The organism is Burkholderia sp. AU6039 (genome assembly GCF_002223365.1).
GTDB lineage: Bacteria > Pseudomonadota > Gammaproteobacteria > Burkholderiales > Burkholderiaceae > Burkholderia.
In genome coordinates this window covers 221,896-248,572 of record NZ_NKFK01000003.1, presented here as the reverse complement: position 1 = coordinate 248,572, position 26,677 = coordinate 221,896, and the positions used below count along the sequence as shown (strand labels likewise).

Sequence of the window (26,677 nt, the reverse complement as noted above, 5' to 3'; positions counted from 1 at the left end):
GGTCGCCCCGGCACGCATTCGCCGCCTCGCTATAATTCGGCCATGTCCGATATCACCGAAACGGCCGCGGGCGCCGCGCCCGCCCCTGCTCCGCGCCCGCTGCGCGCGATCCAGCCCCTGCCCGACCAGCTGATCAGCCAGATCGCCGCCGGCGAGGTCGTCGAACGCCCGGCGTCGGTCGTCAAGGAGCTGCTCGAAAACGCGATGGACGCCGGCGCCAGCACGCTGCGCATCGTGCTGGAAGAAGGCGGCGTCAAGCGCATCTCGATCACCGACGACGGCTGCGGGATTCCGCCGGACGAGCTGGCGCTCGCGCTGATGCGCCATGCGACCAGCAAGATCCGCTCGCTCGAGGAGCTCGAAGCGGTCGCGACGCTCGGGTTCCGCGGCGAAGCGCTCGCGTCGATCGCGTCGGTCGCCGAGATGTCGATCACGAGCCGGACGGCCGATGCCGCGCACGCGATGAAGATCGACGCGCAGACGGGCGTGCTGTCGCCGGCCGCCGGCGCGACCGGCACGACGATCGAGGTGCGCGAGCTGTACTTCAACACGCCTGCGCGGCGCAAGTTCCTGAAGAGCGAGCAGACGGAGTTCGGCCACTGCCTGGAAATGATTCGCCGCGCGGCGCTCGCGCGGCCGGACGTCGCGATCTCGGTGCTGCACAACGGCAAGGCGGTCGAGCACTGGAATGCGACCGAGCCGGCGCAGCGCGTCGCGAAAATCCTCGGCGACAGCTTCGCGACCGCGCACCTGCCGCTCGACGAGCAGGCCGGCCCGCTCGCGGTCTACGGCTGCGCCGGCCTGCCGACCACAAGCCGCGGTCGCGCCGACCAGCAATACTTCTTCGTCAACGGCCGCTTCGTACGCGACAAACTGCTGACGCACGCGGTACGCGCGGCCTACGAGGACGTGCTGCACGGCGACCGCTACCCGTCGTACGTGCTGTTTCTGGACCTTCCGCCCGAAGCCGTCGACGTGAACGTGCACCCGTCGAAGATCGAGGTGCGCTTCCGCGATTCGCGTTCGATCCACCAGTACGTGTTCCATGCAGTCCAGCGCGCGCTGGCGCGCCACGCGGGCGCGTCGCCGGAAACCACGGCGGGCGGCCATGCCGCACATATCGAACCGACGCCACGCGGGCCTTCTTCGTTCCTGGATACGCCGCTCGGCCAGAGCCAGGGCCACGCAACCAGCAATGGCGGCAGCGGCTTCTCGCCGTCGTCGTCCTCATCGTCGGGCAACACGTGGATGCGCCAGGCGCGGATGACCCAGGGCACGCTGCCCGTCGCGCAACCGCTCGCGCTCTATGACGCGCTGTTCGGCCGCAAGGACACGGGCGCGGGCACGCCGGACGGCACGACGACCCTCGCACGCGATTCGGCCGACGCGCCGAACGCACCGCTGTCGGGCTTCACCGCGTCGCCGATCGCGGCGACCACGCACGACGAGCAGCCGCTCGGCTTCGCGCTGGGCCAGATCCACGGTATTTACGTGCTCGCACAGAACGCGCACGGCCTCGTGATCGTCGACATGCACGCGGCGCACGAGCGGATCCTGTACGAACAGTTCAAGAACGCGCTGGCCGATCGCTCGGTCGCCGTGCAGGCGCTGCTGCTGCCGATCTCGATGACGGCCACGCCGGTCGAGATCGGGACGGTCGAGGAAGAGCGCGACACGCTCGAATCGCTCGGCTTCGACCTGGCGGTGCTGTCGCCGACGACGCTCGCGATCCGCGCGGTCCCGGCGCTGCTTAAGGATGCCGACCTGCAGTCGCTCGCGCGCGCGGTGCTCGCCGATCTGCACGCGTTCGGCGGCTCGCGCGTGCTCACCGAGCGTCAGCACGAACTGCTCGGCACGCTCGCGTGCCACCACGCGGTGCGCGCGAACCGGCGCCTGACGCTCGACGAGATGAACGCGCTGCTGCGGCAGATGGAAGCGACCGAACGCGCGGACCAGTGCAATCACGGCCGGCCGACGTGGTATCAGCTCACGCTGAACGATCTCGACCGCCTCTTCATGCGCGGCCAATGAGCGCAGCACAGCACGCCACCCCCAGCCCGACGACGATCGCTTGCCTGCTCGGCCCCACCGCATCGGGCAAGACGGCCGCGGCGCTGGCGCTCGCCGCGCGCCGCCCGATCGAGATCGTCAGCGTCGATTCGGCGCTCGTCTACCGCGACATGGATATCGGTACCGCGAAACCATCGCTCGACGAGCGCGCGAGCGTGCCGCATCACCTGATCGACATCATCGATCCGGCCGACGCGTATTCGGCCGCGAGTTTCCGCGCGGACACGCTGCGCCTGATCGGCGAGATCGCCGCGCGCGGCCGCACGCCGCTGCTCGCGGGCGGCACGATGCTGTACTACAAGGCGCTGACGCAGGGACTCAACGACCTGCCGGGCGCCGATCCGGACGTGCGCGCGACGCTCGATGCCGAAGCCGAGCGCGATGGCTGGCCCGCGCTGCACGCGCGGCTCGCGCAGGTCGATCCCGACACGGCCGCGCGACTCGCGCCAAACGATTCGCAGCGGATCCAGCGTGCGCTCGAAGTGTTCATGCTGAGTGGGCAGCCGATGTCGGTGCTGCTTGCCGCGCCGCGCCGCACCGACGATGCGGCCGCCGCTTACCGCTTCGTGCCGGTCGCGCTCGAACCGTCGGATCGCGCGGTACTGCACAAACGGATCGCGCAGCGCTTCGACGCAATGCTCGACGCGGGCTTCATCGACGAAGTCGAGCGGCTGCGCCGTCGCGAGGACCTCCATCCCGACCTGCCGTCGATGCGCTGCGTCGGCTACCGGCAGGCGTGGGAATTCCTCGACGGCGATACCGACTACCGGACGATGCGCGACAAGGGAATCTTCGCGACGCGCCAGCTCTGCAAGCGCCAGATCACCTGGCTGCGCGCGATGCCGGAGCGGATCGTCGTCGACTGCATCGCGCCGGACTCGACGGCCCGCGCACTCGACGCGCTCGAACGCGTGCTCGACGGCCGCACGCCGGACTGACCGCGTCAGCCGCGCTTGCGCGTTGCCAGGCGCGCGCGGGCGCCGTCGACGATCAACGCAACGCCACGCTCGAACGCTTCATCGCCGCCGCGCGCGCGCAGCGCGGCCCAGCCCTTTGCGAGCAGCGGATACTCGGCCGCGTCCGGCAGCGGCGCATCGGCGTCGCCGTCCGCTTCCGCCTGCTCTTCCAGCACCCATCCGACCACGAAGCGGCCCAGCGCATACATCACGTCGACCGCCTCGTCCGGCGCGAAACCCGCATCGCCGAGCAGCGCGACCTTGCGTTCGATCGAGCCGAAATGCAGCGCGCGCGGCCGCGTCCCGGCATGCAGGCGCGCGCCGTCGCGATAGGCCAGCAGCGCACGACGGAAACTGCGCGCGTTGTCCAAAAGCCAGGCATCCCACGCTTCGCCCGGCCGCGGCAGCGACGCATCGTGACGCTCGAGCATGATCGCCTCGGCCATCGCATCGAGCAGTTCACCCTTGTTCTTGAAATGCCAATAAAGCGTCGGCGACTGCACGCCGAGCCGCTCGGCGAGCTTCCGCGTCGACAGCCCGTCGATGCCGACTTCGTCGAGCAGGTCGAGCGCCGCGCGCAATACCGTGTCGCGCGTCAGCCGCGCCCCTGTGTCCTTCATCTCTATCACCGATAGGGAAAGCTGTGGAATAATCGTCACTCTATCACCGATAGAGTCACGCTCTTGAATCCGTCCCTGATTGCCATCCTGGCCACGGTCCTGCTCGACGCGATCGGCGTCGGGATCGTGATGCCGATCCTGCCCGGGCTGCTGCGCTCGCTCGCCGACGCAGGCAGCACCGATACCCACTACGGGATCCTGCTCGCGCTGTATGCGTTCGCGCAGTTCCTGTGCGCCCCGCTGCTCGGCGCGCTGAGCGACCGCTTCGGCCGCCGGCCCGTGCTGCTCGTGTCGCTCGCGGGCGCTGCGCTCGACTACCTGCTGATGGCGCTCGCGCCGACCCTCGCGTGGCTTTACGTGGGGCGGCTGATCGCGGGCATCACCGGCGCGAACGTCGCGGTCGCGACTGCCTACGTCACCGACGTCACCGCCGAACCCGATCGCGCACGACGCTTCGGCCAGCTCGGCGCGATGATGGGCATCGGCTTCATCGCGGGCCCGCTGATCGGCGGCCTGCTCGGCGCGCTGCATCTGCGCGCACCGTTCGTCGCGGCCGCCGTGCTCAATGCGCTCAATCTCGTGCTGGTCTGGCGTGCGCTGCCGGAATCACGGCCGCCTTCGGCCCGCGAAGGCCATGCGGTTGGCGCGCTCAATCCGTTCGCCAGCCTGCGCCGGCTGACCGGTGCGCCCGCGCTCGCCCCACTGATCGGCATTTACGTGATCGTGGCGCTGGTGTCGCAGGCGCCCGCAACACTGTGGATCCTGTACGGCCAGGAGCATTTCGGCTGGTCGACGCCGATCGCGGGGCTGTCGCTGGCGGGCTACGGCGCGTGTCACGCACTCGCGCAGGCCTTCGCGATCGGGCCGCTGATCGCGCGGCTCGGCGAGCGCCGCGCGCTGGCTCTGGGCCTCGCGGGCGACGCGCTCGGGCTCGTGGCGATCGCGTTCGCGACCGCCGCGTGGGTGCCGTTCGCGCTGCTGCCGCTGTTCGCGGCGGGCGGCATGACGCTGCCGGCCCTGCAGGCGATGCTCGCGCGGCAGGTCGACGATGCGCGCCAGGGTGAGCTGCAAGGCGCGCTCGCGAGCGTGTCGAGCCTGATCGGCGTCGCGGGGCCGCTGGTCGTCACCGCGACCTACGCGGCGACCCGCGCGACGTGGCCGGGGCTCGTCTGGGCAGCAGCCGCGCTGCTTTATCTGCTCGTCCCGCCGTTGCTGGCCGGTGCGCGGCCGGCGGGCGCGGCACGGCCGTCCGCATGAGCGTCGGCGGGCACCGCCGCGCTCACTGCGCGAGCGTCACCAGATTCGCGTCGCGCACGAGCTGCCAGCGGCCATCGGCCTTGCGGAAGATCGTCAGCGTATGGCCCGACCGGCGGATCGTCTCACCGCCCGGCGGGGTCGCCTCGATCTCGATGAAATTGCGCATGTACGCCCAGTCGCCCAGCACGCGCAGTTCGTCGATCCGGTAACGGCCGTCGATCGTCGGCGCGTTGCCGCCCCCGGCGTTCGCGTCGCGCGACGCGGCCGCAAACGCCGCCTTGTCGAACGGCGGCTTGCCGGCCACCATGAAGATCGCGTCGTCGGCGATCAGGTCGAGCACCGTCGCCAGGTCGCCACGCCGGCTCGACACGAACCAGTTGTCCACGAGCTCGCGGATCGCGCGTTCGTCTTCGGTCATCGTCGTCCCTCCTTCATCGGCGCGCGCCCGTACGCCACGCAACGCCCGAAAAAAAACCGCCCGGATCGACTCCGGGCGGCTTTCCTTGCTGCATCTGCTGCAGGCAGTGCGTCAGACCACGACCGTCTGCGCCTCGCCTTCGCGGGTCGCACGCACGGTGCCGATCTTCCACACCTGTTCGCCGGCGGCGGTCAGGTCGGCGATCGCTGCGTCGGCATCGGCCGCCGACACGATCACGGCCATGCCGATGCCGCAGTTGAACACGCGGTGCATTTCCGCATCGGCGACGCCGCCGTGCTCCTGCAGCCACTTGAACAGCGGCGGCAGCGGCCATGCGTTCTGGTCGAGCTCGGCGGTGAGGCCTTCGCGCAGCACGCGCGGAATGTTCTCGACGAGACCGCCGCCCGTGATGTGCGCCATGCCCTTCACCGACAGCTTCTGCATCAGCGCGAGCAGCGGCTTCACGTAGATGCGCGTGGGGGCCATCAGCGCGTCGGCCAGCGAGCGGCCGTGGAAATCGGCCGACAGGTCGGGGTTCGCGCGCTCGATGATCTTGCGCACGAGCGAGAAGCCGTTCGAGTGGATGCCGCTCGATGCGAGGCCCAGCACCACGTCGCCTTCGGCGATCGTGCTGCCGTCGATGATCTTGCTCTTCTCGACCGCGCCGACCGCGAAGCCGGCCAGGTCGTATTCGCCGTCCGGGTACATGCCCGGCATTTCGGCCGTTTCACCGCCGATCAGCGCGCAGCCCGACAGTTCGCAACCCTGCGCGATGCCCTTGACGACCGTTGCCGCGGTGTCGACGTCGAGCTTGCCGCACGCGAAGTAGTCGAGGAAGAACAGCGGCTCGGCGCCCTGCACGAGGATGTCGTTCACGCTCATCGCGACGAGATCCTGGCCGACGGTGTCGTGTTTGTTCAGATGAAACGCCAGCTTGAGCTTGGTGCCCACGCCGTCGGTGCCCGATACGAGCACGGGCTCCTTGTACTTCTTCGGCACCTCGAACAGCGCGCCGAACCCGCCGATGCCGCCGAGCACGCCGTCGCGCAGGGTTTTCTTCGCAAAAGGCTTGATCTTGTCGATGAGTGCGTCGCCCGCGTCGATGTCGACACCTGCGTCGCGATAGGACAGACCCTGAGCGTCGGGAGCGGATTTCGGAGGATTCATGGGGGAATGCGAGAAGGTCGGTAAAATGCGATTTTACCCGAAGCCGGCCCGTTGGCCGGAATTCCCAGCACTGAATCGTCAGGGATTGCATCTTGGTCAACACGTCCCCGTTTTCATCGCCGAGCGAACCGCGCCGAAACCGGCGTGGCGCCGTGCGTGCGGCCGCGCGTGAAGCCCGTGAAGATGCGGTTCCCGGCGCGTGCCCGGCGTACGGCGCGCGTATTTTCAACCGACCCGCATTGTGACTGTTGTGTCCCGTCAACTGACGCTCGATCTCGGCACGCCGCCGCCCGCCACGTTCGACAACTTCATCATGAACGAGGAGAACGACGAGCTCATCTCGCGCCTGCAGAAGCTCGACCTCGCGCTCGCGGCGGGCCCCGTGCCGGATCGGTCGTTCTACATCTGGGGCGAGCCCGGCTGCGGCCGCACCCATCTGCTGCAGGCGCTCGTGAGCGACGCGTCGTACGGCTACGCGCGCTACCTGACGCCGCAGAGCCCGCTCGGCGCGTTCACGTTCGACCCGCGCATCGGCATCTACGCGATCGACGACTGCGACCGGATGAGCGACACGCAGCAGGTCGCGCTGTTCAACCTGTTCAACGAAGTGCGCGCGCACCCGTCGAGCGCGTTCGTCGCGGCGGGCCCCGCGGCGCCGCTCGCGCTCGACGTGCGCGAGGATCTCCGCACGCGCCTCGGCTGGGGGCTCGTGTTCCACCTGTCGCCGCCGTCCGACGCCGGCAAGATCGCCGTGCTCAAGCTCGCGGCGAAGGAGCGCGGAATCGCGCTCACCGACGACATCGCCGCCTACCTGCTGACCCATTTCCGCCGCGACATGCCGAGCCTGATGGCGCTGCTCGACGCGCTCGACCGCTTCTCGCTCGAGCAGAAACGCGCCGTCACGCTGCCGTTGCTGCGCCGCATGCTGGCGCGTCCCGGCGACGACATCACACCACCGGGCACGGGCCCGAACCGCTTCGAGTAAAATGCGCTTCCATGACTAATCTGGCACTCTTTGACCTCGATCACACGCTGATCCCGACCGATAGCGACCACGAATGGGGCCGCTTCATGGTGAAGCTCGGCATCGTCGACGCGGAAAGCTTCTCGCGTCAGAACGATCAGTTCTTCGCCGACTACAAGGCCGGCAAGCTCGACATCCACGCGTACCTCACGGCGATGATCACGCCGCTCGCGAAGTATTCGCGCGCGCAGCTGGCCGAATGGCACGATCAGTACATGCACGAGGTGATCCGGCCCGCCATGACACCCGCGGCACTCGAGCTCGTGCGCAAGCACCTCGATGCGGGCGACCTGTGCTGCGTCGTGACGGCGACCAACGAATTCATCACGCGCCCGATCGCGTCCGCGTTCGGCGTCGACACGCTGATCGCCTGCGAGGTCGAAACGACCGACGGGCATCCCGATTCGCCATACACGGGCCGGCCGACCGGCACGCCGAGCTATCGCGAAGGCAAGATCGTGCGGACCGAAGCGTGGCTCGCGTCGCTCGGCAAGCAATGGAGCGACTTCCCGCACACCTATTTCTATAGCGACTCGCACAACGACATCCCGTTGCTCGAGAAAGTCACCGACCCGATCGCGACCAACCCTGACGACACGCTGCGTGCGCATGCAAGCAACCGCGGCTGGCGCATCCTCGATCTCTTCTGAACGTCGTGATCAAAAAATTCATCCGCAAGCTGCTCGGCCAGGACGAAACCGAGCAAACCTCTCCCGCAACGGCCCCGGCCGACGAAGCGGCCCCGGCTACCCCGCGCGCCCCGAAGGGCGCCCGCGGCGGCGGCGCGAAGAAACCGCGCAGCAACCATGAACCGACCGTCGTGCCGGCCAGCGTGCACGGCATCAACCCGGCGCTGATCTCGAAGAATGCCGTGCGCGTGACCGACACGCTGCAGCAGGCGGGCTTCCGTGCCTTCATCGTCGGCGGCGCGGTACGCGACCTGCTGCTCGGCATCGCGCCGAAGGACTTCGACGTCGCGACCGACGCCACGCCGACCGAGGTGCAGCGCCTGTTCCGCCGCGCACGCCTGATCGGCCGCCGCTTCCAGATCGTGCACGTGCAGTTCGGGCAGGAGCTGATCGAGGTGTCGACGTTCCGCGCGCTGGTCGATGCGCCGCCCGAGGCGGCCGCTGCCGAGCCGCCGAAGCGCCTGAAACGCGACGAGCTCGATCGCCGCACGCACGCGGTGGACGCGAGCGGCCGCGTGCTGCGCGACAACGTGTGGGGCGAGCAGCACGAAGACGCTGCGCGCCGCGACTTCACGATCAACGCGATGTACTACGACCCGTCGACGCAGACGGTGCTCGACTACCACGACGGGATGGCCGACGTGCGCGCCCGCCTGTTGCGGATGATCGGCGATCCGGCCACGCGCTTCCGCGAGGATCCGGTACGGATGCTGCGCGTCGTGCGCTTTGCAGCCAAGCTCGGTTTCGAGATCGAGCCGCATACGCGCGAACCGATCAACGCGCTCGCCGACCTGATCAACAACGTGCCGGCCGCGCGCCTCTTCGACGAAATGCTGAAGCTGCTGCTGTCGGGCCACGCACTCGCGTGCCTGCAGCGGCTGCGCAAGGAAGGCCTGCACCACGGGCTGCTGCCGCTGCTCGACGTCGTGCTCGAACAGCCGCAGGGCGAGAAGTTCATCACGCTCGCGCTGAACAACACCGATGCACGCGTGCGCGCCGGCAAGCCGGTCTCGCCGGGCTTCCTGTTCGCGACGCTGCTGTGGCACGACATGCGCCAGCGCTTCGAGCAATACACGGCCGAAGGCGAAATCCCGGTGCCGGCGCTCCATCGCGCGATGGACGACGTGCTCGACATGCAGACCGAGAAACTCGCGATCCACAAGCGTTACTCGGCCGACATGCGCGAGATCTGGGGCCTGCAGCTGCGCCTCGAGAAACGCTCGGGCCGCAGCGCGATGCGGCTGCTGGAACACCAAAGGTTTAGAGCGGGGTATGATTTCCTCCTGTTACGCTGCGAATCCGGCGAGCTCGATATGGAAGTCGGACAGTGGTGGACGGATTTCATCGAAGGCGACGCGGCCGCTCGCGAGGCATTGCTCACGCAGGGCGGCACGAAGGAAAAATCGCCCCGCAAGCGGCGCCGCCGCGGCGGCGTGCGAAACCGCAAGCCGGGTGAAGGTGCCGCCGAGCCGGCACCGGACGCCTCGGGCGGTTCCGACGACTGACGCGCTCGCCGGCGAACGACGTAGGAAGTGATGCCATGACGGTTGCATATATCGGACTGGGGGCGAATCTCGGCGATGCGCGCCAGACCCTGAAGGACGCGGTGGTGTGCCTTGCGCAGCAGCGCACCATCTCGATCCTCGGCAAATCGAGCCTGTATCGCACGGCGCCCTTCGAAGCGGGCGGCGACGACTACTACAACTGTGTCGTCAAGCTCGACACGACGCTGTCGGCCCGCGAGCTGCTCGCGCTGTGCCAGAAGATCGAACATCACTTCGGCCGCGAGCGCCCGTACCGCAACGCGCCGCGCACGCTCGATCTCGACATCCTGCTGTTCGGCGACGATTCGATCGACGAGCCCGACCTGATCGTCCCGCACCCGCGCCTCACCGACCGCGCGTTCGCACTCGTGCCGCTCGTCGAGATCGAGCCGGCACTCGACATCCCCGCGCGCGGCCGGGCCGACGCGTTCCTCGCCGCCGTCGCGGACCAGCGCGTCGAGAAGGTGCAGACCTGCCAGTGCCTGATGCAGAAGGCGCTCGCTGCCAGCGAAGACGCCGACAAGAACCGCTGCCGATGACCCCGACTCCCCTCACCGTCACCGCGCCCGACCTGCGCGCCCCGCACCGCTATCTCGTGATCGAAGGCCCGATCGGCGTCGGCAAGACGACGCTCGCGCGCCTGCTCGGCGAACGCTGGTCGATGCAGGCGCTGCTCGAGCGCCCGCAGGACAACCCGTTCCTCGAACGCTTCTATCGCGACACCGCACGCTACGCGCTGCCCGTGCAGCTCTCGTTCGCGCTGCAGCGCGCGCAGCAGGCACGCGAGCTGATCGGTGCGCTCGACACGGGCCGCCCGGTCATCGCCGATTTCATGCCGCAGAAGAACGACATCTTCGCGCGGCTGAACCTGCCGGAAGACGAGTGGCAGCTCTACCGCTCGGTCGCGACGCACGTGGACGTGCCGCAGGCGCCGTCGCCCGATCTCGTCGTCTACCTGCAGGCGAGCCCCGAAGTGCTGTTCTCGCGCATCCAGAAGCGCGGGCTGCCGATGGAGCTGCAGATCAGCGATGCGTACCTGCGCTCGCTCGTCGACGCGTACAACGAATTCTTCTACCACTACGACCGCACGCCGGTGCTGACGGTCGCCGCGGAACACCTGAATCCGCTGGATTCCCCCGAAGATCTCGCCCTGCTGGTCGAGCGCATCGAGACGATGCGCGGCCGCAAGGAATTCTTCGTCAAGGGCGAGACGACGCGCTGACGCGTCCTCGCCTGTCGTTCCTCACCCATTCGAACCGGATTTCCCATGACCTATCTCCAGGAATCGAGCCGGCCTGCCGTCACGGTGCCCAAGCTGCAGGCAATGCGCGACGCCGGCGAGAAGATCGCGATGCTCACCTGCTACGACGCGAGCTTTGCCGCACTGCTCGACCGTTCGGGCGTCGACGTGCTGCTGATCGGCGATTCACTCGGCAACGTGCTGCAGGGCCACACGACCACGCTGCCCGTGTCGCTCGACGACATCGCGTATCACACCGCCTGTGTCGCCCGTGCGCAGCCGCGCGCGCTGATCATGGCCGACCTGCCGTTCGGCACGTACGGCACGCCGGCCGAGGCATTCGCAAGCAGCGTCAAGCTGATGCGCGCCGGTGCGCAGATGGTCAAGCTCGAAGGCGGCGAATGGCTCGCCGAGACGGTCCGCTTCCTCGTCGAGCGCGCGGTGCCCGTGTGTGCGCACGTGGGCCTCACGCCGCAGTCGGTGCATGCGTTCGGCGGCTTCAAGGTGCAAGGCAAGACCGAAGCCGGTGCGGCGCAACTGCTGCGCGACGCGCGTGCGGTCGAAGCGGCCGGGGCGCAGGTCGTCCTGCTCGAAGCCGTGCCGACACTGATCGGGTCCGAGGTCACGCAGATGCTGCGCGTGCCGACGATCGGCATCGGTGCAGGCGCCGACTGCTCGGGCCAGGTGCTCGTGCTGCACGACATGCTCGGCGTGTTCCCCGGCAAGCGGCCGCGCTTCGTGAAGGATTTCATGCAGGGCGAGCCGAACATCCAGGCGGCCGTCGAAGCGTATGTGCGCGCGGTGAAGGACGGTTCGTTCCCCGGCCCCGAGCATTCGTTCTGACGTCCGGCGCGGTGCCGGCGATGCGTTCGCCGGCGCCTCGATGAAAAAAACGCGACGCCCTTTGCGGGGCGCCGCGTTTTTTCTTTCTCACGCTGCCGGCAGCGGTCGATTATCCGCCGGTTACTTCAGTACCGCGTCGAGCGCGCCGCGCAGCGCATTGGTCAGCAGCAGCGCCTCCGCACGCGCGAGATCGTCGCGAGTCACGACCCGCTCCGTCGCGCCGAACGCACGATCGTCGAGCAGCACGCCACGCATCACGCCCGGCAGCACGCCGGACTCGAGCGGCGGCGTCACCCACTGGCCATCGAGCTTCACGAACAGGTTCGAGCGCCCGCCTTCCGTCACCTCGCCGCGCTCGTTGACGAACAGCATGTCGAAGCCGCCGAGCGCCTCCGCCGCCTGCCACGCGCGATCGTATTCGGCGCGGCGCGTGGTCTTGTGCAGCAGCAGCGCATCGCCCGCACGGGTCGGCGCGAAGCCGTGCGCGGACGCCAGCAGCACGCCGACCGGCCCCGCCGGCAGCGGCTTGAGCGGTGCCGTGACGATCTCGATCGTGCCGTCCTTCGCGAGCGCAAGCTTCATCCGGTAAGCGCCGTCGCCGTCGAGCGCCGCGCAGCGCGCGTCGATCTCGCGCCGTAACGCATCGGCATCGAAGCGGAAGCCGAACGCATCCGCGCTGCGCTGCAGCCGCGCAAGATGGCGATCGAGATGCCGGATGCCGTCCGCACGCGTGGCGGCCGTCGTTTCGAACAGCTGGAAGCCGGGATCGGCGTCCGTCAGGAATCGCGCTTTCAATTCGCACTCCGCATATTCGTCGGCCGCGACGCTGTCGAGCACGATGCCCGCGCCGACGCCCATCGTGCCGCGGCGCCGGGCGGCGATCACCGACGCCGGATGGCGTGCCTCGGCACCCGTCGCACCTTCGCAGTCAGCGCCTTCGCTGACAACATCGAGCGTCAGCGTACGGATCGCAACCGACAGGCAGAAATTACCGCAACCGGCCAGGCGATCGCCCGGCGCGTCGGAATCGGCGCGTTGCTTCGCAGCGTCAAGCCAGCCGATCGCGCCCGTATAGAGCCCGCGCGGCGTCGACTCGATCGCGTCGATCAGTTCCATCGTCTTGTGCTTCGGCGCGCCCGTGATCGATCCGCACGGAAACAGCGCACGCAGCATCTGCGCGAACGTCGTCCCGTCGCGCCAGCCGGCCTCGACCGTCGACGTCATCTGCCACACCGACGCATACGGCTCGACGGAGAACAGCGCCGGCACGCGGACCGTGCCGGTGCGCGCGATCCGCGACACGTCGTTGCGCAGCAGGTCGACGATCATCACGTTTTCCGCGCGGTTCTTCGGATCGTTCGCGAGGAACGTGGCCGCCGCCGCATCGTCGCGAGGGTCGGCCGAACGCGGTGCCGTGCCCTTCATCGGCCGCGCGCGCAGCACGTCGCCGTGCTTCTCGACGAACAGCTCGGGCGAGCACGACACGACCCACGGTCCGTCGGGCAACGCGATCAGCGCGCCGTAGCGCACGGGCTGGCGCGCGCGCAGCCGCCGGTACAGCGCGAGCGGCGTGCCGAACACGTCGAAGTTCAGCCGGTACGTGTAGTTGACCTGATACGAATCGCCCGCGCGCAGCGCGTCGTGCACCGCGGCGATCGCCGCATCGAACGCATCGCGCGACACGCTCTTTTCGACATGCGCGACGCCCGCGATCGACGGCGCGCCGCCGCCATCCTGCTGCGCGAGCCACGCGTCGACTTCGTCGCACGACAGGCGCTCGCAGCGCGCAAACAGCAAAAAGCGCAGCGGGGCATGGCCCGGCTGCGCTCGTTGCAGGTTGCGTCCGAATTCGTAATCGCCGACGACGACCGCATGCAGCCCGTCGCGCAGATCCTGCGCCACGGCCGCGTCGACCTCGTCGAGCCGAGTCGGATCCGTGCACACGCGTTCGCGCACGAACCCCGAATACAAACGACTCGACCGCGCGAGCGCGGTCGAGTCGCAATCGTCCAAGAGCGCGAATGACGCGCTCTCGTTGCCTTCAGTCATGCTGTTACTCGAGTTACTCGAAGAAGCTCTTCACACGGTCGAACCAGCTCTTGCTCTGCGGGCTGTGACGCGCGCCGCCCTCGGCCAGCGATTTCTCGAACTGCTTGAGCAGGTCGCGCTGGTTGTCGGTCAGCTTCACCGGCGTCTCGACCTGCACGTGGACGTACAGATCGCCCGCGATGCTCGAACGCAGCCCCTTGATGCCCTTGCCGCGCAGGCGGAACGTCTTGCCCGACTGCGTGCCTTCCGGCACCGGGAACGACGCACGGCCGGCCAGCGTCGGCACCTCGATCTCGCCGCCAAGTGCGGCGGTCGTGAACGGGATCGGCATCTGGCAGTGGAGATCGTCGCCGTCGCGCTCGAACACCGAATGCGGCTTGATGTGGATCTCGACGTACAGGTCGCCCGGCGGCCCGCCGTTGATGCCCGGCTCGCCGTTGCCGGCCGAGCGGATCCGCATCCCGTCGTCGATCCCGGCCGGGATCTTTACCTCGAGCGTCTTGGTTTCCTTCACCTTGCCCGACCCGTGGCAATGCACGCACGGCTCGGGGATGTAGGTGCCCGTGCCGTGGCACTTCGGGCAGGTCTGCTGGATGCTGAAGAAGCCCTGCGACATGCGCACCGTGCCCTGGCCGTGACAGGTCGGGCAGGTTTCCGGCTTCGTGCCGGGCTTCGCACCCGACCCGTGGCAAACCTCGCACGACACCCAGCTCGGCACGCGGATCTGCGTGTCGTAGCCGTGTGCGGCCTGCTCGAGCGTGATTTCCATGCTGTAGCGCAGGTCGGCGCCGCGATACACCTGCGGGCCGCCACGGCCGCCGCGCGCGGCGCCGCCCGCCGCCTGGCCGAAGATGTCGCCGAAGATGTCGCCGAACGCGTCCGCGAAGCCGCCGAAGCCCTGTGCGCCCGCACCGCCCATGTTCGGATCGACGCCCGCGTGGCCGTACTGGTCGTACGCTGCCCGCTTCTGGCCGTCCGACAGCATTTCATAGGCTTCCTTCACCTCCTTGAAATGCTCTTCCGCATCCTTGCTGTCCGGATTGCGGTCAGGGTGATACTTCATCGCAAGCTTGCGATACGCCTTCTTGATTTCGTCGTCGCTCGCATTCTTCGCGACGCCCAGAACCTCGTAGTAATCCCGTTTCGCCATATCGATTCACTGTGCCGCCACGCATCGCGCACGCGGCGGCTCCTTTCGCCTGCAGTAAAGTCTCTCGACTCGTCTGGAGCTGCGCCCGCCGCGGACGGCGCGTGCAGCACCCGCCAAAAAACAAATGTGCCCGGAGGGCCGCGAAGCCCGCCAGGCGTGGAGTCGATCCGGCCATCCGGAAGGAAAGACAGACCGCTTGTCAGCCAACCCGTCAGCCGCGCCGCGCGCGGGTGGCGCGCGGCGTGCGGCACCGGGGCAACCCGGCTTAGTCCTTCTTCACTTCCTTGAACTCGGCGTCGACGACATCGTCGGCAGCCTGTTGCGCACCGCCCGCGTGGGCCGCGCCTTCCGCTGCGCCCGCCGCACCGGCCGCCCCTGCTTGCTGGGCTTGCATGTCGGCGTACATCTTTTCGCCGAGCTTCTGCGACACCTTGCCGAGCTCCTCGACCTTCGCGTCGATCGCAGCCTTGTCGGCCGACGAGTCCTTCAGCACTTCCTCGAGCGACTTCAGCGACGCTTCGATGGCTTCCTTCTCGCCCGCGTCCAGCTTGTCGCCGTACTCGGTCAGCGCCTTCTTCGTGCTGTGGACCAGCGCGTCGCCCTGGTTGCGCGAATCAGCCAGCTCGCGCAGCTTGTGATCTTCCGCTGCGTTCGCTTCCGCGTCCTTGATCATCTGGTCGATTTCAGCCTCGGACAGACCCGAGTTCGCCTTGATCGTGATCTTGTTTTCCTTGCCGGTCGCCTTGTCCTTCGCGCCGACGTGCAGGATGCCGTTCGCGTCGATGTCGAAGGTCACTTCGATCTGCGGCACGCCGCGCGGTGCCGGCGGGATGCCTTCGAGGTTGAACTCACCGAGCAGCTTGTTGCCGGCTGCCATTTCGCGTTCACCCTGGAACACCTTGATCGTCACGGCGCCCTGGTTGTCGTCCGCCGTCGAGTACACCTGGGCATGCTTCGTCGGGATCGTCGTGTTCTTGCTGATCATCTTCGTCATCACGCCGCCGAGCGTCTCGATGCCGAGCGACAGCGGGGTCACGTCGAGCAGCAGCACGTCCTTGCGGTCGCCCGACAGGACCTGGCCCTGGATCGCCGCGCCGACTGCGACGGCTTCGTCCGGGTTCACGTCACGGCGCGGATCCTTGCCGAAGAATTCCTTCACCTTCTCCAGCACCTTCGGCATGCGCGTCTGGCCGCCGACCAGGATCACGTCGTCGATGTCCGACACCTTGACGCCTGCGTCCTTGATCGCGATGCGGCACGGTTCGATCGTGCGCTCGACGAGGTCTTCCACCAGCGCTTCCAGCTTCGCGCGGGTGATCTTCAGGTTCAAGTGCTTCGGGCCCGACGCGTCAGCCGTGATGTACGGCAGGTTGATTTCGGTCTGCTGGCTCGACGACAGCTCGATCTTCGCCTTTTCAGCGGCTTCCTTCAGGCGCTGCAGCGCGAGCACGTCCTTCGACAGGTCGACGCCCTGCTCCTTCTTGAACTCGCCGATGATGTAATCGATGATGCGCTGGTCGAAGTCTTCGCCGCCGAGGAACGTGTCGCCGTTGGTCGACAGCACTTCGAACTGCATTTCGCCGTCGACGTCCGCGATTTCGATGATCGACACGTCGAACGTACCGCCGCCGAGGTCATACACGGCGATCTTGCGGTCGCCCTTCTCGGCCTTGTCGAGGCCGAACGCGAGCGCAGCCGCGGTCGGCTCGTTGATGATCCGCTTGACTTCGAGGCCCGCGATGCGGCCGGCGTCCTTGGTTGCCTGGCGCTGGCTGTCGTTGAAGTACGCCGGCACCGTGATCACGGCTTCCGTGACCGGCTCGCCGAGGTAGTCTTCGGCCGTCTTCTTCATCTTGCGCAGCACTTCCGCCGACACTTGCGGCGGCGCGAGCTTCTCGCCGTGTGCCTCGACCCATGCATCGCCGTTGTCGGCCTTGATGATGGCGTACGGCATCAGGCCGATGTCCTTCTGGACTTCCTTCTCTTCGAAGCGGCGGCCGATCAGGCGCTTCACGGCGAACAGCGTGTTCTTCGGGTTGGTCACCGACTGGCGCTTGGCCGGTGCGCCGACCAGCACTTCGTTGTCGTCCATGTAGGCGATGATCGACGGCGTGGTGCGCGTGCCTTCCGAGTTCTCGATGACCTTGACCTGGTTGCCTTCCATGATGGCGACGCACGAGTTCGTGGTGCCGAGGTCAATACCGATGATCTTTCCCATTTTTTCCTAATCTCCAGAAATGCTTGTTTGCTGCGCAAAACCCCGCGTTTTGGGGCGGTTTCGCGCGCCAGAATTCAACTCTGTTCCCGAAATGCGTCCGTCCGGTTCGTTTTCAAGACCCGACGTGCGATGCGGATATTAAATTTTTTCAATCGCTGCCGGCTAGCGGATCGCCCCCGGCGGATTGCCGCCCGCCGCGGCGATTTTCGCGCGTGCCGCCGACACCGCTGCCTGGAACTGCGCGAGGCCATGCCAGCCCGTCGCGCGGCCGAGCCGCTTGCCGCGGTGGAAGAAGAACCACGTCGGCACGCCGTGCAGCCCGAAGCGGCGCCCCAGCTGGTGGTGTTCGTACACGTTGCAATGGAACCACTTCAGGTCCAGCGCGCGGATCGCGTCGGGCTGGGCGAGCATCGCCTTCTTCGCGATCTCGCAGTTGAAGCAGTCGACGCCCCAGAAGAACACCACCGCGAGCGCATCGCCCGCGCCGTCGATCGCCGCGTCGAACGTGCCGGCGTCCAGCGCCTGCATGTCGAACGCGTCGAACGCGGCCGGATCGACGCCGGCTGGCAGCATCGCGACGGCCTTACTTCGGCTGCGCGACGGTGACGAGCGCCGGACGCAGCACGCGGTCGGCGATCATGTAGCCCTTTTGCAGCACGGTGACGACGGTGTTCGGCTCCTGGTCGGCCGGCACCATCGAAATGGCCTGGTGCTGGTGCGGATCGAACTTCTCGCCAACCGGGTTCAGCGCGACGACGCGGCCCTTCTCGAGCGCGCTCGTCAGCTGGCGCAGCGTCAGCTCGACGCCTTCGCGCACCTTCGCGATGTCGCCGGACGTATCGTTGACGGCCGCTTCCAGGCTGTCCAGCACGGGCAGCAGGTGCTCCGCAAAGCTCTCGATCGCGAATTTGTGCGCCTTCGAGACGTCGTCCTGCGCGCGGCGGCGGACGTTCTCGGTTTCGGCCTTCGCCCGCAGGAAGCTCTCCTGCAGCTCGGCGACCTTGGCTTGAGCCTCCGCGAGCGCCGCGTCGGCTGCTTCGGCGGCGGGAGCAGCGCCTTGCGCCGCCTGCTTCTCGCTGCCGATCTCTTCGGCCGATTGGGATGCCGGGTTCTCTTGCGTGTTTTCCATGTCGCTGAAAGTCGATTAGAGGTTGAAGCCAAATCGGCAACCGCCGGACCGTATATCCGGTGGCACCGCACATTGCTGGTGCAAATAAGGGTGAAAACGACGATTTCAAGAGGGTTATTCGCCGGCATTCTCCAATACCGCGAAACAACCGCGCGTCACGCCGGGGCATCGGCCGCATAGTCCGCCAGATCGGGCGAAACGGCCGGTAACAACGCTTACCTGGCAAGTACTAGCTTGGCACAGGCCCGCTGCACTACACTCCACTCAAGCGTCGGAAAAGCGTGTTTACCCCTAGCTGACTGACGCCTGACATCCACCTGGCGCCGTTTTCACCCTTCTTCTCGAGGGGAGTACCATGAAACTGACGTTTGCGATCTCGGTGGTCGCGCTGGTACTCATTGCCGGCACCACCACCATCTGCCTGTCGGGAGCCGTCACCGACCGCACGACCGAATACGGAAGCGCGCGGGCGACGTTCGACCAGATGTTCAGCTCCCACCAGAAAATCTGTCGATGATGCGCCGGTCGCGCTTCGTCGGCCGGCCGTGCAATTCGGCTGCCGGCTCGCGATACGTGCGGCGCCGCTCCAGTTCGGCGAGCCGCGCGGCCCGCCCCGCTTCCGTCTCCGCGTAAAGCGTCTGCGCGACGCTCGCCGGCCCGCGCACGTCGCACACGCCAAGCACGGCAATGTGCCAGACGATGCCGTCGATCGCAATCTCGACCTCGTCGCCCACCCGCACTTCCTTCGCCGGCTTGACCGCCGCGCCGCCAATCTTCACGTGCCCCTTGTCGACCGCATCGGTCGCGAGCGAGCGCGTCTTGAAGAACCGGGCCGCCCACAGCCATTTGTCGATGCGCAGCTTCGCGCCCGGCTCGGTCGAAATCTTGTAATTCATCGCGCTCAACTCACCGTTTCGGGCTGCGCGGCCTTGACCGGCCAGCCCTGCAGATTCTCGGCGACGATCTCGCCGAGCGCACCGATCCACGCGGATGCGCCATTCAGGCACGGAATCCGGTGGAACGCCTTGCCGCCGCCGGCGAGGAACTCGTCGCGCACCTCCATGCCGATCTCCTCGATCGTCTCCAGGCAGTCGGCCGTGAAACCGGGACAGAACACGTCGGCCCGCCGCACGCCGGCCTCGCCGAACTCGCGCAGCGTCGGCGCGGTGTAAGGCTGCAGCCATTCGGCCTTGCCGAAACGCGACTGGAACGTGACGCGGCATTCGGTCGTCGACAGCCCGAGCGCGGCCATCAGCAGCGCGCCTGTCTGCTGGCACTGGTCGTGATAGGGGTCGCCGAGGTCGAGCGTGCGCTTCGGCACGCCGTGAAAGCTCAGCACGAGCTTGTCGCCGGCCGCGAAATCGGGCCGGCCGTGCTGCGCCCAATACTGGCGCACCTGCTCGGCCAGCGCATGGATATAGGCCGGATGGTCGGCGTAGTGCCGCACCGTGCGCACCTCGGGCTGGTTGCGCATGCGCGCGAGCGCGTCAAAGGCGGCGTCGAACGCCGTGGCCGTGGTCGACGCCGAGTACTGCGGATACATCGGCATCAGCAGCACGCGCTCGACGCCCGCCCGCTTGAACTGCGCGAGCGCGTGCGAAATGTTCGGGCTGCCGTAGCGCATCGCGTAGTCGACCATCACGTGATAGCCGTTCGACGTGAGCAGATGCCGCACGCTGTCGGTCTGGCGCTCCGTGTACACGCGCAGCGGCGAGCCCTCGGGCATCCAGACCGCCGCGTATTTCTTCGCGGAAGCCCGGCCGCGCAGCGGCAGGATCAACGTGCGCAGCAGCACCTGCCAGACGGCCTGCGGAATCTCGACGACCCGCGGATCCGACAGGAATTCGGCCAGGTAGCGCCGCACCGCACGCGGTGTCGGGGCGTCGGGCGTGCCGAGATTGATCAGCAGCACACCGATGCGATGGGCAGCCGCGGTGCTCGAAGGCGGCTCAAGATCGAAACGCATGGGCAATTACGTGCTCGGGGCACGGGACCGGACGGCTCTCAATTATAGCGGGCCGCTCCGCGCCGGTCGGCTGGCCGTTCGGCCGACTGCCGGCACACGCGGTGCCGCGGCACGATGACGGGGCAGGATCGGGCCGGCGACCGCAGGCTACTGCTGGCTCAGCGTGAGCGACAGCAGGCGCGCGGTGATGTCGACGATCGGTATCACGCGGTTGTACGCCATGCGGGTCGGGCCGATCACGCCGAGCGTGCCGACGATCTGCCCGTTCACCTCGTAAGGCGCGGTAACGACGCTCATTTCCTCGATCGGCACGAGCGTCGATTCGCCGCCAATGAAGATCTGCACGCCCTGGGCGTGGCTCGACACGTCGAGCAGTTGCAGGAGGCCCGTCTTTTGGTCGAATACGTCGAACAGCTTGCGCAGTCGCGCCATGTCGGACGAGAGATCCGCCACTTCGAGCAGGTTGCGCTCGCCGGAAATCAGCACGGTGTCCTCGGTGTCGGGCACCTCGGTGCTGGCCGTCACGGCGGCGTGCATCAGCGCGGTCATGTCGCCGCGCAACTGGTCGATCTCGTCGCGCAGGCGGCGGCGCACCTCGTCGAACGACAGGCCGGCGAAATGCGCGTTGATGTAGTTGGACGCCTCGGTCAGTTGCGACGGCGAGTAATCGCGCGGCGTCGCGAGCATCCGGTTCTGCACGTCGCCCTCGGGCGTGACGATGATCAGCAGGATGCGCTTGTCCGACAGGCGCATGAACTCGATCTGCTTGAACACGTGGCTGCGGCGCGGCGTCAGCACCACGCCCGCGAACTGCGACAGGTTCGACAGCACGCTCGCGGCGGCCGCCACCACCCGCTGCTGCGGCTCGCCGGCCTGCAGCGTGTTCTGCACCTGCCGCGCGACGGCTTCGGCGTCGATCGGCGCCTCGACCGTCAGCATCGTGTCGACGAACAGCCGGTAGCCGCGCGGCGTCGGCACGCGGCCGGCCGACGTGTGCGGGCTCGACACGAGGCCGAGCTCCTCCAGGTCGGACATCACGTTGCGGATCGTTGCCGGGCTCAGCTCGAGCCCGGAGTAACGGGACAACGTGCGCGATCCGACTGGCTGACCGTCGGCGATATACCGTTCGATCAGGGTTTTCAGGAGGGTTCGTGCGCGAGGATCTAGCATGGTGGAAAATTTTAGCGCAACCGCGCGACCGCGGCGAGTGGCGTCGGCTACCGTTGCGCGGGCCGGCCCGATCCGGCCCCGACCGCGCACAGCCGGTTCTTTTCGTCAACGAGCTATGGTGTAATGCCGGCATGAAAACCGGTAATCAGTTCAACACTGTCGCGCTCGTCGGCCGGAGCAACACGCCGAACATCGCCGAGCCGCTCGCCACGCTGGCCGCCTGCGTCGCCAAGCGGGGCTTCGAGGTCGTCTTCGAAGCCGAGACCGCGCGCGAGATCGGCATCACCGGCTACCCGGCGCTGACGCCGGCCGAAATCGGGGCGCGTGCCGATGTGGCGGTCGTGCTGGGCGGCGACGGGACGATGCTCGGCATCGGCCGTCAGCTCGCGCCGTACAAGACACCGCTGATCGGGATCAACCACGGCCGGCTCGGCTTCATCACCGATATCGCGGCGGCCGACATGCAGGCGCTCGTCCCGGTGATCCTGTCGGGCAAGTTCGAGCGTGAGGAACGCGCGCTGCTCGAGGCCCGGATCATGCGCGACGGCGAACCGATCTATCACGCGCTCGCCTTCAACGACGTCGTCGTGAACCGCAGCGGCTTCTCCGGGATGGTCGAGCTGCGCGCATCGGTCGACGGCCGGTACATGTACAACCAGCGTTCGGACGGCCTGATCGTCGCCACGCCGACCGGCTCGACCGCTTACGCGCTGTCGTCGGCCGGCCCGATCCTCCATCCGCAGCTGGCGGGCATCGTGCTCGTGCCGATCGCGCCGCACGCGCTGTCGAACCGGCCGATCGTGCTGCCCGACGATTCGAAAATCGCGATCCAGATCGTCGGCGGGCGCGACGTCAACGTGAACTTCGACATGCAGTCGTTCACCGCGCTCGAACTGAACGACACGATCGAGGTGCGCCGCTCGAAGCACACGGTGCCGTTCCTGCACCCGATCGGCTACAGCTACTACGCGACGCTGCGCAAGAAGCTGCACTGGAACGAACACGCCTCGAACGAAGACGACAAGGCGTCCTGACGCCGCTCTGCCCGACACCATGCTCCGCCACCTCTCGATCCGCGACTTCGTCATCGTCGCCGCGCTCGATCTCGAATTCGACAGCGGCTTTTCCGTCTTTTCCGGTGAAACCGGCGCCGGGAAATCGATCCTGATCGACGCCCTCGCCCTCGCGCTCGGCGAACGTGCCGACGCGAGCGTCGTGCGCACCGGCTGCAGCCGCGCCGACATCACCGCCGAATTCACGCCGCACGACCGCGTCGCGCGCTGGCTCGACGAACACGCGTTCGACACCGAGGACACCGTGATGCTGCGCCGCGTGATCGATGCGAACGGCCGGTCGCGCGCGTTCATCAACGGCACCAGCGCGACGCTCGCGCAGCTGCGCGAGCTCGGCGAAATGCTCGTCGACATCCACGGCCAGCATGCGCACCAGCTGCTGATGCGGCCCGATGCGCAGCGCGAGCTGTTCGATACGCACGCGGGGCTCGTCGCCGATGCCGCGAACGTCGCGCGCGCATGGCGCGTGTGGCGCGACGCGACGCAGGCGATCGACGCCGCAAAGGCGCATGAGCGCGAGCTGCAGCTCGAACGCGAAAAGCTCGCCTGGCAGCTCGCCGAACTCGACAAGCTCGCGCCGCAGCCCGGCGAATGGGACGAAGTCAGCAACGAGCACAAGCGCCTGTCGCATTCGGCGAACCTGATCGAAGGCGTGCGCGGCGCGCTCAACGCGCTGTCCGAGTCCGACGACGCGATGCTCGCGCAGCTCGGCGCGATCGTGTCGAAGCTGCGCAGCCTCGCCGACTACGACACCTCGCTCAGCGACGCGCTCGCGTCGCTCGAACCGGCCGAGATCCAGTTGCAGGAAGCCGTCTATTCGCTGCAGCACTATGCGCAGCGCGTCGATCTCGATCCCGAACGGCTCGCGCAGGTCGAAACGCGTCTCGATGCGCTGCACTCGACCGCCCGCAAGTTCCGCTTGCCGCCCGACACGCTGCACGAAGAACACGCGGCACGCCGCGCGCAGCTCGCCGCACTCGATGCGGCAGCCGATCTCGGCGCGCTCGTGGCGGCGCAGGCCAAGGCGCGGGAAGCCTATCTCGCCGACGCCAAACACCTGTCCAAGGCACGCGCGCAGGCCGCCAAGGCGCTCGGCACGGCCGTCACGGCCGGCATGCAGGAACTGTCGATGGCGGGCGGGAGCTTCGAAGTCGCGCTCGTGCCGCTCGCCGACGGCGGCCCGCACGGGCTCGAGCAGGTCGAATTCCGGGTCGCCGGGCACCCCGGCGTGCCGCTGCGGCCGCTCGCGAAGGTGGCGTCGGGCGGCGAGCTCGCGCGGATCAGCCTCGCGCTCGCGGTGATCGCCAGCGCGGCAAGCCCGACGCCGACGCTGATCTTCGACGAAGTCGATACGGGGATCGGCGGCGGCGTCGCCGAAGTGGTCGGCCGCCTGCTGCACCAGCTCGGGCGCGATCGCCAGGTGCTGTGCGTGACGCACCTGCCGCAGGTCGCCGCGCGCGGTGATCATCACTACCAGGTCGCAAAAGGCGCCGACGACCGTGGCGGCACGGTGTCGACCGTCGTCGCGCTCGACCGCGCCAACCGCATCGAGGAAGTCGCGCGAATGCTCGGCGGGCTCGAGATCACGGCGACCACACGCAAGCACGCGAAGGAAATGCTCGCCGCATAAGGCATCGGATACGCGAAACAGCACGCTCAGCCAACGTGAAAACGTAAAAAGGGCCGTTCCGGGTAATACCGGAGCGGCCTTTTGACGGGTTCCGACTTGTCCGACGCGCTTCGCGGCACGACGAACTTAGCAGGTGGCACCAGATCGAACGGCACGCGCCAGGGCGGTCGCCCGCGCCGGCACCTCGCCGTGCCTACTTGCCCTTGCACGCCGCATGCATGTTCGCGACACCCTTCTCGCGCCATGCGCCCCACTCACCGCCCGTCCCCGGCACATCGCCGAGCACCCACCAGCCGTTGAGCCAGGTCTTGCCGGCGTGGCTGACCTCGTGGCACGGCGTCGCGTAGGTCTTCTTCTTGTCCCAGGCCGGCGCGCCCGTGGCCACGTCGGCACGCACCGTCACGCCATGCGTCGCCACCGCACTGCGGTTCTGCGCATCCGTCACGGTCAGCTTCACGTCGTAGCGCTGCGCCTGCGTCGCCTTCGGCGCGACGAACGATGCATTCGCACCCTGCTGGTCGATCGCGAGTCCTGCCGGCGCGGTCCACACATACTTCAGCCCCTTGCCGGTCGACGCCGCGCCGGACAACGCGACGGTCGCGCCACCGTCGACCGTGGCCGGCCCGCTGATCGCGGCCCGCGGCGGCGGGACGATTTCCTGCGCCTTCACCTTGACGACATGCGACGCCTGCGCCGTGTAGCCCTTGTCGTTGGTCACGGTCAGATCGAAGGCGTAATCGCGGTCCTGTCCAAGCGCGGGTGCAACGAACTTCAGTTCCGCGCCGTTCGGTTTCGCATCGATGCCGGCCGGGGCCGTCCACGCATGGCGCAACTGCTCGCCGACCGACGACGCGCCCGACAACACGACCGTCGCGCCCGCGTTCGCCTGTTGCGGGCCGATGACGGCCGCCTGCGGCAGCAGCACCCCGTCGTTCTTCACCTCGACCACCGCGCCGTTCGGCCCGACCGACTTGACGGTGACGATCTTGCCCGACAGCGTGTCGTGCAACGCATGACCCGGCATCAGCGGCGCGTCCTTCATGCCCTGCGCACTGCCCGGCGTCGCATCGACCAGCGTATTGGCCAGCACATTGCCGGCGTGTGCGACGGTTCGCACGATCACGCCATTGACGAACGGGTCGTCGGACTTCCAGTTGTCGAAGCCGGGCTGCGGCTGGCGAAACTCGAGCCACAGCGTCGAGCCGTCGGCGCGCGCCAGACGGTACGCCTTCGCACCCGACGCTTTGCCCCACAGCGGCGCGAGTTGGTACGTGCCCTCGCCCTTGATCTCGGGCACGTCGGCTTCGGTCAGCCAGCCTCTGAGCAACTGGTAGCTCGCCGGATACAAACGCCGGCCACCGCCGCCCATCGTGTCGGACGGATCGTCGACCCCGCCCGCGCGACACGCGCTGCCTACCTCGACCGTGCCGCCCGGCGTCGGGCAGTTGACGAGCGAGCCCGGATGCCGCGCGCCCAGGCTGTGACCGAATTCGTGGGACCACATCCAGTAACCCTGGCCGCTCGCGTTCGACAGGATCCAGTTGCCGGGCATCGCCGCCAGGCCGGCCCAGTCGCAGCTGCTCATTTTCGGCAGTTCGACGAACAGGTAGTCGAACTTGTCCGGGTTCACACCGCGGGCGAACGCCGCGCTGCGCGCCGCCGCGCGAATCGCGCCGGAATCGCAACTGGCCGGACGGTCGCCCAGGTTGACGCTGTCGAGCGTCTGACCATGCAACGTCAGCTTGCCGTGCGACGCGACCTCGACATAACGCCGCAGCGACGAATAGTCGTCGCCGTCGCCGAACACCGCCTTGCGCACCACTTCGCTATCGGCCGGTTGGGAGTCGTTGAAGTGCGTCACCATCAGCAACGCCGACTTGTCGCCGAGCAGCGGGCGCTGCGACGGCGCGATCGATGCGGACGACCGCCAGACCGACGCCGGCTGGCCGCGCAGGTTCTGCATCGCGACGCCGGCGCTCCCTTCCCGCGGCGCCAGCACTTCGTTGGATCGGCCGGTGTTGACCCGGTACCGGTTGCCGAACGACACGCGGCCGTCGATGCCGATGTCGGCCCGCCAGTCGCGCATCGTCTGGTCGCCCTCGCTGCAGACGCCGACCGACACGCGCCCCATGCCGTTGTCGCCGGTGGCCGAATGCAGGCACATCTTCGTGCCGCGTGCCGCGCTCGCGCCGGCGTTGATGATGCGCTGGAAGCCGTCGCGCGGCTCGAAGGTCCAGTCCTGCGCGGCGCTGCCGTCGCATGCCGCGAACACGGCCGAGTTGTCGGCCGGCTGCCAGGCCAGGCACTGGCCATCGCCACGCGACAGGTTCTTCAGCGGGGTGGAAGCCGTTTCCGCTGCACCAGCGGAAACGGAGAACAGTCCAGCGACGGCCGCGGACAGCGCCGTCGTGGCAAGAGAGTAGCGGATAGGTTTCAAGATGAGTCGAGATCGCTTGTGGCGCAC

At 67.9% G+C, this 26,677-nt stretch carries 24 protein-coding genes; 12 read left to right on the top strand and 12 right to left on the bottom strand.

Annotation, left to right across the window (positions count from 1 at the left end; genetic code table 11):
• Nucleotides 1-42 precede the first annotated feature (42 nt).
• Together mutL and miaA are read left to right on the top strand one after the other, a co-directional pair.
• Nucleotides 43-2,031, top strand: coding sequence for a DNA mismatch repair endonuclease MutL (mutL, locus tag CFB39_RS03715; RefSeq protein ID WP_089472192.1), 1,989 nt, complete (start codon nucleotides 43-45; stop codon nucleotides 2,029-2,031).
• Complete coding sequence (gene miaA / locus CFB39_RS03710; protein ID WP_089472191.1) at nucleotides 2,028-3,008, top strand: tRNA (adenosine(37)-N6)-dimethylallyltransferase MiaA; 981 nt, start codon at nucleotides 2,028-2,030, stop codon at nucleotides 3,006-3,008. Before mutL ends, miaA begins: the two co-directional genes overlap by 4 nt.
• Nucleotides 3,009-3,013: 5 nt before the next feature.
• Here the strand turns inward: miaA and tetR are convergent, their stop codons facing one another.
• Entirely contained in the window at nucleotides 3,014-3,646 is a 633-nt protein-coding gene (tetR, locus tag CFB39_RS03705) for a tetracycline resistance transcriptional repressor TetR (RefSeq protein WP_089472190.1), read from the bottom strand.
• Nucleotides 3,647-3,709: 63 nt separating this feature from the next.
• On the opposite strand from tetR, the gene tet reads away from it, so the two are divergent.
• Nucleotides 3,710-4,903 carry a Tet(A)/Tet(B)/Tet(C) family tetracycline efflux MFS transporter gene (gene tet, locus CFB39_RS03700; RefSeq protein ID WP_089472189.1) on the top strand — a complete coding sequence of 398 codons (1,194 nt, stop codon included), beginning with the start codon at nucleotides 3,710-3,712 and terminating at the stop codon, nucleotides 4,901-4,903.
• Nucleotides 4,904-4,925: 22 nt separating this feature from the next.
• On the opposite strand, the gene CFB39_RS03695 is transcribed toward tet, so the two are convergent.
• A complete protein-coding gene (locus CFB39_RS03695) occupies nucleotides 4,926-5,321 on the bottom strand; it encodes an SgcJ/EcaC family oxidoreductase (RefSeq protein WP_089430631.1) in 396 nt (131 codons plus the stop codon).
• 111 nt (nucleotides 5,322-5,432) lie between these two features.
• Nucleotides 5,433-6,488, bottom strand: coding sequence for a phosphoribosylformylglycinamidine cyclo-ligase (gene purM / locus CFB39_RS03690; protein WP_006484927.1), 1,056 nt, complete (start codon nucleotides 6,486-6,488; stop codon nucleotides 5,433-5,435).
• A 250-nt stretch (nucleotides 6,489-6,738) separates the two neighbouring features.
• On the opposite strand from purM, the gene hda reads away from it, so the two are divergent.
• From hda to panB, 6 genes are read left to right on the top strand one after another with little or no spacing between them, the layout of a single operon-like run.
• Entirely contained in the window at nucleotides 6,739-7,473 is a 735-nt protein-coding gene (gene hda / locus CFB39_RS03685) for a DnaA regulatory inactivator Hda (RefSeq protein ID WP_006484992.1), read from the top strand.
• An 11-nt stretch (nucleotides 7,474-7,484) separates the two neighbouring features.
• Nucleotides 7,485-8,162 carry an HAD family phosphatase gene (locus tag CFB39_RS03680; protein ID WP_089424564.1) on the top strand — a complete coding sequence of 226 codons (678 nt, stop codon included), beginning with the start codon at nucleotides 7,485-7,487 and terminating at the stop codon, nucleotides 8,160-8,162.
• A gap of 5 nt (nucleotides 8,163-8,167) precedes the next feature.
• Entirely contained in the window at nucleotides 8,168-9,706 is a 1,539-nt protein-coding gene (pcnB, locus tag CFB39_RS03675; RefSeq protein ID WP_089424563.1) for a polynucleotide adenylyltransferase PcnB, read from the top strand.
• Nucleotides 9,707-9,741: 35 nt separating this feature from the next.
• Complete coding sequence (gene folK / locus CFB39_RS03670) at nucleotides 9,742-10,284, top strand: 2-amino-4-hydroxy-6-hydroxymethyldihydropteridine diphosphokinase (RefSeq protein WP_011351029.1); 543 nt, start codon at nucleotides 9,742-9,744, stop codon at nucleotides 10,282-10,284.
• Nucleotides 10,281-10,967 carry a deoxynucleoside kinase gene (locus tag CFB39_RS03665; RefSeq protein ID WP_089472188.1) on the top strand — a complete coding sequence of 229 codons (687 nt, stop codon included), beginning with the start codon at nucleotides 10,281-10,283 and terminating at the stop codon, nucleotides 10,965-10,967. The genes folK and CFB39_RS03665 overlap by 4 nt, the downstream gene beginning before the upstream one ends.
• 45 nt (nucleotides 10,968-11,012) lie before the next feature.
• The gene (gene panB, locus CFB39_RS03660; protein ID WP_089424560.1) at nucleotides 11,013-11,828 is read left to right on the top strand and encodes a 3-methyl-2-oxobutanoate hydroxymethyltransferase; all 816 of its coding nucleotides are present in this window, start codon (nucleotides 11,013-11,015) and stop codon (nucleotides 11,826-11,828) included.
• A gap of 120 nt (nucleotides 11,829-11,948) precedes the next feature.
• On the opposite strand, the gene CFB39_RS03655 is transcribed toward panB, so the two are convergent.
• From CFB39_RS03655 to grpE, 5 genes are all read right to left on the bottom strand, one after another.
• Nucleotides 11,949-13,877, bottom strand: a complete 1,929-nt coding sequence (locus CFB39_RS03655) for a chorismate-binding protein (protein ID WP_089472187.1) — start codon at nucleotides 13,875-13,877, stop codon at nucleotides 11,949-11,951.
• A gap of 13 nt (nucleotides 13,878-13,890) precedes the next feature.
• Nucleotides 13,891-15,027 (bottom strand): molecular chaperone DnaJ, encoded by a 1,137-nt coding sequence (gene dnaJ, locus CFB39_RS03650; RefSeq protein WP_089430628.1) that lies wholly within the window; start codon nucleotides 15,025-15,027, stop codon nucleotides 13,891-13,893.
• Between the two features lie 265 nt (nucleotides 15,028-15,292).
• Complete coding sequence (dnaK, locus tag CFB39_RS03645; protein WP_089424556.1) at nucleotides 15,293-17,245, bottom strand: molecular chaperone DnaK; 1,953 nt, start codon at nucleotides 17,243-17,245, stop codon at nucleotides 15,293-15,295.
• 162 nt (nucleotides 17,246-17,407) lie between these two features.
• Nucleotides 17,408-17,818: a thioredoxin family protein gene (locus tag CFB39_RS03640; RefSeq protein ID WP_089472186.1), complete on the bottom strand. Its 411-nt coding sequence runs from the start codon at nucleotides 17,816-17,818 to the stop codon at nucleotides 17,408-17,410.
• A 10-nt stretch (nucleotides 17,819-17,828) separates the two neighbouring features.
• Nucleotides 17,829-18,374, bottom strand: a complete 546-nt coding sequence (gene grpE / locus CFB39_RS03635; RefSeq protein WP_089424554.1) for a nucleotide exchange factor GrpE — start codon at nucleotides 18,372-18,374, stop codon at nucleotides 17,829-17,831.
• A gap of 355 nt (nucleotides 18,375-18,729) precedes the next feature.
• On the opposite strand from grpE, the gene CFB39_RS40105 reads away from it, so the two are divergent.
• Nucleotides 18,730-18,891: a hypothetical protein gene (locus CFB39_RS40105; protein WP_006476841.1), complete on the top strand. Its 162-nt coding sequence runs from the start codon at nucleotides 18,730-18,732 to the stop codon at nucleotides 18,889-18,891.
• Here the strand turns inward: CFB39_RS40105 and CFB39_RS03625 are convergent.
• The 3 genes from CFB39_RS03625 to hrcA all read right to left on the bottom strand — a co-directional run bounded on the left by CFB39_RS03625 (nucleotide 18,863) and on the right by hrcA (nucleotide 21,510).
• Nucleotides 18,863-19,270 carry an RNA-binding S4 domain-containing protein gene (locus CFB39_RS03625; RefSeq protein WP_011351021.1) on the bottom strand — a complete coding sequence of 136 codons (408 nt, stop codon included), beginning with the start codon at nucleotides 19,268-19,270 and terminating at the stop codon, nucleotides 18,863-18,865. The two genes, CFB39_RS40105 and CFB39_RS03625, sit on opposite strands and share 29 nt — an antisense overlap.
• A 5-nt stretch (nucleotides 19,271-19,275) precedes the next feature.
• A complete protein-coding gene (gene hemH / locus CFB39_RS03620) occupies nucleotides 19,276-20,340 on the bottom strand; it encodes a ferrochelatase (RefSeq protein WP_089472185.1) in 1,065 nt (354 codons plus the stop codon).
• 147 nt (nucleotides 20,341-20,487) lie between these two features.
• Nucleotides 20,488-21,510: a heat-inducible transcriptional repressor HrcA gene (gene hrcA, locus CFB39_RS03615; protein ID WP_031399637.1), complete on the bottom strand. Its 1,023-nt coding sequence runs from the start codon at nucleotides 21,508-21,510 to the stop codon at nucleotides 20,488-20,490.
• Between the two features lie 131 nt (nucleotides 21,511-21,641).
• On the opposite strand from hrcA, the gene CFB39_RS03610 reads away from it, so the two are divergent.
• Both CFB39_RS03610 and recN read left to right on the top strand, forming a co-directional pair.
• Nucleotides 21,642-22,544, top strand: a complete 903-nt coding sequence (locus CFB39_RS03610; protein WP_089424551.1) for an NAD kinase — start codon at nucleotides 21,642-21,644, stop codon at nucleotides 22,542-22,544.
• Between the two features lie 19 nt (nucleotides 22,545-22,563).
• Complete coding sequence (recN, locus tag CFB39_RS03605; protein WP_089472184.1) at nucleotides 22,564-24,213, top strand: DNA repair protein RecN; 1,650 nt, start codon at nucleotides 22,564-22,566, stop codon at nucleotides 24,211-24,213.
• 193 nt (nucleotides 24,214-24,406) lie between these two features.
• Here recN and CFB39_RS03600 read toward each other — a convergent pair whose 3' ends face one another.
• The gene (locus CFB39_RS03600; RefSeq protein ID WP_256991352.1) at nucleotides 24,407-26,650 is read right to left on the bottom strand and encodes a carbohydrate-binding protein; all 2,244 of its coding nucleotides are present in this window, start codon (nucleotides 26,648-26,650) and stop codon (nucleotides 24,407-24,409) included.
• Nucleotides 26,651-26,677 lie beyond the last annotated feature (27 nt).